Here is a 5277-nt window from a genome sequence, read left to right as displayed (position 1 = left end):
TCCGCATTGGAAAAACAAGGTGTGGCTTGTGTTCCCATTATTCTTCCGGACGGTGAAATTCATAAGAATTGGGAAACACTTAATTTAATTTTTGATGCACTCCTGACCAATCATTGTGAACGCAATACCACTATTTTAGCTTTAGGTGGCGGCGTGATCGGGGATCTGACCGGATTTGCTGCAGCCACTTACCTACGCGGCGTACCCTTTATCCAGATACCCACAACCTTGCTGGCGCAAGTGGATTCATCAGTGGGCGGCAAGACCGGCATCAATCATCAATTAGGCAAAAATATGATCGGCGCCTTTTATCAGCCACGCATGGTACTCACGGATAGTGCAACCTTAAATACCCTACCCGATAGAGAATTGCGCGCCGGCATCGCCGAAATCATTAAATATGGCTTAATTCGCGATCCGGCTTTTTTTGATTGGCTTGAACAAAATATGCGGCGATTGTTGGCACGTGATCCCTTCGTTCTCAATGAAGCCATTCAACGCAGCTGCGAAAACAAGGCTGAAATCGTCGCTACTGATGAAAAAGAGAAAGGAGTGCGCGCTTTGCTGAATCTAGGTCATACGTTTGGTCATGCAATCGAGAACGGCATGGGGTATGGGGTCTGGTTACATGGCGAAGCGGTAGCAGTGGGCACTGTTATGGCGGCTGAGCTGTCCCGTCGCATGAGACTCATCAGCGAAGCGGATGTTACCCGCATACGCAAGATCTTTGTGCAGGCGGAGTTACCGGTTACTGCACCTAAAATGCCGCCGGAGAGATACTTGCAGTTGATGTTGTTGGACAAAAAAGTGGATGCCGGGAAAACCCGTTTTATTCTGCTGAATCGCATTGGCGAAGCAGTGATGCGCGCAGACATTCCGTCTACCGCACTAACTGAAACCATATTAGCTTGCATGACCGATGAGATCAATGAATGAGTTAGCGGCTTATGCGGTAACTACTGAGAATTCGCGGGGACGAAAAATTCCCGAGAAACCTCCCATGGGGCGCAGCGAATTTCAACGTGACCGGGATCGAATCATACATTCCTCGGCTTTTCGCCGGTTGGAATATAAAACTCAGGTTTTTGTCAATCATGAAGGCGATTTGTTTCGCACACGCCTAACTCATAGCTTAGAAGTGGCACAAATCGGACGCTCGATTGCAAGAACATTGCATTTGAATGAAGATCTGGTCGAAGCGATTGCACTCGCCCATGATCTGGGACACACTCCATTTGGACATGCCGGCCAGGATGCATTGAACGAATGCATGAAGGACTATGGCGGTTTTGAGCATAATCTTCAGTCTTTGCGAGTGGTTGATGTTCTGGAAGAACGTTATGCTGCTTTTGATGGTCTTAATCTGTGTTATGAAACACGGGAAGGAATACTCAAGCATGTCGCTAAAAAAAATATCGACAGACTCGGTGAAATCGGAGAGCGGTTTTTACACAATAAAAGACCTTCTCTGGAAGCACAATTGGCAAACCTTGCCGATGAAATTGCTTACAACAATCACGATGTTGATGATGGGTTGCGTTCAGGTCTAATCACGTTAAATCAATTAGAAGGCGTATCCATTTTTTCGCGCCATTTGACACAGGTAAAACATCAACATCCGACACTGCCTGAGCGCCGTCTCGTTTATGAAACCATACGCAGCATGATCAATACCCTAGCAACAGATCTCATTCAACAAAGCACGATGAATATCAAAGATGCTCAAGTGAGTAGCTTAGAAGCGGTTCAAATGTCGCCGCCTCTGATCAGTTTCAGTCCGGAGATAAAAAAAGAGCAGCAAGCATTGAAAAAATTTTTGTACGATAATCTGTATCGACATTTCCGCGTGGTGCGCATGAGTAGCAAGGCACACCATACCATAGAAAAACTTTTTAGCGCTTTTAGTGCCAATAGACAGCTTCTTCCCGTCGAATATCAGAGAAAATTTGAACGGGAAAACCATCAAGCTATCGCCGATTATATTGCTGGCATGACAGACCGGTATGCCATCAAAGAATACCAGCGCCTATTTACGATTGCAGAAAATTAAACCAAGCTTTTAATTGCAGAAATTATTCTCTAATGTAATAAGTTAATTTCACATATCCGATTGAAGATATACGCGACTGCTATTCACTGGTAAAATTGAGAATTGGGAAAAGGTTTATATACTTGCTTAAAAGTAGCCTTTCAAAGAAAAATAAGATATAGGCTTATTAATGACAACACTTAAAAATGACACGTTACTGCGCGCATTACTGAAACAACCTGTCGAATATACCCCTGTTTGGTTGATGCGTCAGGCAGGCAGATATTTGGCAGAATATAATGAAACTCGAGCACGCGCTGGAGATTTTCTGTCTTTGTGTAAAAATCCAGGTTTTGCTACCGAAGTAACCATGCAGCCATTGGCACGTTTTCCGCTGGATGCTGCGATATTGTTCTCGGATATTCTAACTATCCCGGATGCAATGGGGTTAGGACTCTATTTTTCTCATGGTGAAGGGCCTATGTTTGAACGCCCTTTACGCGAAGAAAAAGAAATTCGGGCATTGGCAGTGCCTGACCCGAATGCAGAGCTACGTTATGTAATGGATGCAGTCTCTGAGATCCGCAAAGCTTTAGACAATCGAGTACCATTGATCGGTTTCTCAGGTAGCCCCTTTACATTAGCTTGCTATATGGTTGAAGGCCGCGGTGGCACCGAATTTCGCGAAATCAAAACCATGCTATATCAGCGTCCTGAATTATTGCATCATATCCTCGATGTGAATGCGAAGGCAGTGACCGCGTATCTAAACGCACAGATTGAATCTGGCGCTCAGATTGTCATGATTTTCGATACTTGGGGCGGCGCACTTTCTCACGCCGCATACAAAGAATTCTCATTGCGCTATATGCAGCAAATTATTAGCGGGCTAAAGCGTGAACAGAACGGAATGCAAGTGCCCAGTATTGTATTCACCAAAGGCGGTGGCCTGTGGCTGGAGGCTATTGCAGACATTGGATGTAATGCCGTTGGATTAGACTGGACAATCGATATTGGCGAGGCACGTCAACGTGTCGGAGATAAAGTTGCTTTACAGGGAAATCTTGACCCATCTGTGCTTTTTGCATCTCCGAAAGTAATCACTTCTGAAGTGGAAAAGATACTCACCAGTTATGGCAACGGCAGTGGGCATGTATTCAATCTAGGTCATGGTATTTCTCAGTTTACACCTCCAGAAAATGCAGCGGCACTGGTTGAAGCTGTTCATACTTTGAGTCGGAAATTTCATTAGATAAGAAACGAAATCGTTTCGAATTATCATCGCAGGCAATTTTGTGCATATACTGATTATTGAAGATGATTCGGCCATTGCCGCCAATCTTTATGATTTTCTGGAATCGCGAGGACATACCGCAGATGCGGCCGTCAATGGCATCGCAGGACTGCATCTGGCGGTCACACAGCGATTCGATGCGATTCTACTGGATTTAGGTTTACCAGGGATGAATGGAATCACTTTGTGTCGGAAACTGCGCCAGGAATTACAGATTGATACACCCATCTTGATGCTGACAGCCCGCGACACATTAGAAGATAAACTGGCCGGTTTTGAACACGGTGCAGATGATTATTTGATCAAACCGTTTGCATTAAAAGAAGTTGAGGCTCGCCTGCTGGCCATGCATAAAAGGCATATTGGCAAAGTAGCGAATCGCACACTAGAGTTTGACAAACTTTCTTTCGACCCCAAAACGCTTTCTATTCGTTTTGAGAATAAGAACGTTAAGCTTCCACCAAAGTGCATTCGCTTACTGGCGCTGATGATGAGTGAGCCCGGCAGAGTATTCAGTCGAGAAGAGCTCGAGCTGGAGGCCTGGGAAGATGTTCAGGAAACCAGCGACACACTTCGCAGTCACATGCATATTTTGCGACGAGCATTAACGAAAGCTGGCGGATACGATCCCATTGAAACCGTCCATGGTCTTGGTTATTGTTTGACTTCTCGTGCTCAAATTCCAGATTGAACACAGCCTACGCTACCGCGTCGCAGTAGCGTTAGCTACATTTAGTATTTTTATTGTTGGAACGCTGTGTATTATTCTCTACTTTGCTTCAGACAAAATTGAAGAAGCCCATATTGAACAAGTGATTCAAATGGAAATGGATCATCTTGTCCATCGCTATCAAAAACATTCAGATTTTATTTCACATGTTGGCTCGCATCTTAAAAGCTACGTCATTCATGATATGGACGACGAATTGCAGATCCCTGCCTACCTACGTGGATTTAATGCTGGTTATCATCGCATCTATTATGGTCCCGAGGATTTTCATGTCTTAGTGCATACTATTGATGAAGTGAAGTTTCTCGTCGCTTATCGGATTGCATTGCATAAACAGAGACTTAGCAAATTGAGGTGGCTCATTATAATGTCATGGGTTGCAGTAGTTGCCATTGCATTTGTAGTCGGATACTTGCTTGCTGGCATGCTCGTCAAGCAAGTATCCGATTTAGCAGAACGAGTCAGTCTGCTTGCACCTGGTGATGTACAGATTGGCTTATTGACACAACCTGATATGGATGAAGAGGTGGCGCAACTCGCTCGTGCATTGGATGATTATCAGAATCGTATCGAACGCATGCTCCAGCGTGAGCAGGAATTCACCGCCAATATTAGCCATGAGCTAAGAACTCCCATCACAACCATTCTGACTAGCTGTGAATTATTGAATACAATACCTGACCTACCAGTCAGGGCCTGTCACCGAATTAAAATGATTGAGTCAGCAGCCACCCGCATGGGCGAACAATTGCAAGCACTGCTGTTTCTTGCGAGAGAACAAGCATTAGGTGTCATGGAACCGGTAGCCATCGCTGAATGTGTTTTTGATGCTGTTGAACCAATATGTGGAGAAATCTATCGGAAAAAGCTGAAGTTTGAAGTCAGTATTGCCCCCGAAATTACGCTTACACTCAACCGACAAGCTTTGCATACTGCACTGATGAACTTACTTAGAAACGCCGTGCAATATACTGAAAGTGGTTTTATCCGCGTTGAATTTAACAATCAACGCCTATCAATTTCTGACTCAGGCATTGGCATAGAACCCGCTTATTTACCTTTACTTTATGAACGTTTTTTCCGGGGCTCTACACAAGGACAAGGACTAGGAATCGGATTGGCTATCGTCAAACGGATCTGCAATCACTATGGATGGGGTATTGAAGTAGACAGCACTCCAGGTCAGGGAACAACCTTTCATATTATTTTCAACTAATTACAGCT

The 5277-nt window shown here is 44.6% G+C and carries 5 protein-coding genes; all 5 read left to right on the top strand.

Annotated elements, in window-relative coordinates; genetic code table 11:
• Positions 1 to 936 (top strand): 3-dehydroquinate synthase (gene aroB, locus Q0K92_RS12800; RefSeq protein WP_297326181.1); only part of this gene is annotated, 936 nt, incomplete at its 5' end.
• The gene (locus tag Q0K92_RS12795) at positions 929 to 2050 is read left to right on the top strand and encodes a deoxyguanosinetriphosphate triphosphohydrolase (RefSeq protein ID WP_297326182.1); all 1122 of its coding nucleotides are present in this window, start codon (positions 929 to 931) and stop codon (positions 2048 to 2050) included. The genes aroB and Q0K92_RS12795, both read left to right, overlap by 8 nt.
• A 169-nt stretch (positions 2051 to 2219) precedes the next feature.
• A complete protein-coding gene (gene hemE, locus Q0K92_RS12790; protein ID WP_297326180.1) occupies positions 2220 to 3281 on the top strand; it encodes a uroporphyrinogen decarboxylase in 1062 nt (353 codons plus the stop codon).
• Positions 3282 to 3324: 43 nt separating this feature from the next.
• Positions 3325 to 4014, top strand: coding sequence for a response regulator transcription factor (locus Q0K92_RS12785; protein WP_297326179.1), 690 nt, complete (start codon positions 3325 to 3327; stop codon positions 4012 to 4014).
• Complete coding sequence (locus Q0K92_RS12780) at positions 3995 to 5269, top strand: HAMP domain-containing sensor histidine kinase (RefSeq protein WP_297326178.1); 1275 nt, start codon at positions 3995 to 3997, stop codon at positions 5267 to 5269. Before Q0K92_RS12785 ends, Q0K92_RS12780 begins: the two co-directional genes overlap by 20 nt.
• Positions 5270 to 5277 lie beyond the last annotated feature (8 nt).

Origin of the sequence: Nitrosomonas sp. (assembly GCF_024282095.1) — a bacterium.
Classification (GTDB): Bacteria; Pseudomonadota; Gammaproteobacteria; order Burkholderiales; family Nitrosomonadaceae; genus Nitrosomonas.
This window is presented reverse-complemented; position numbering and strand designations above follow the sequence as displayed.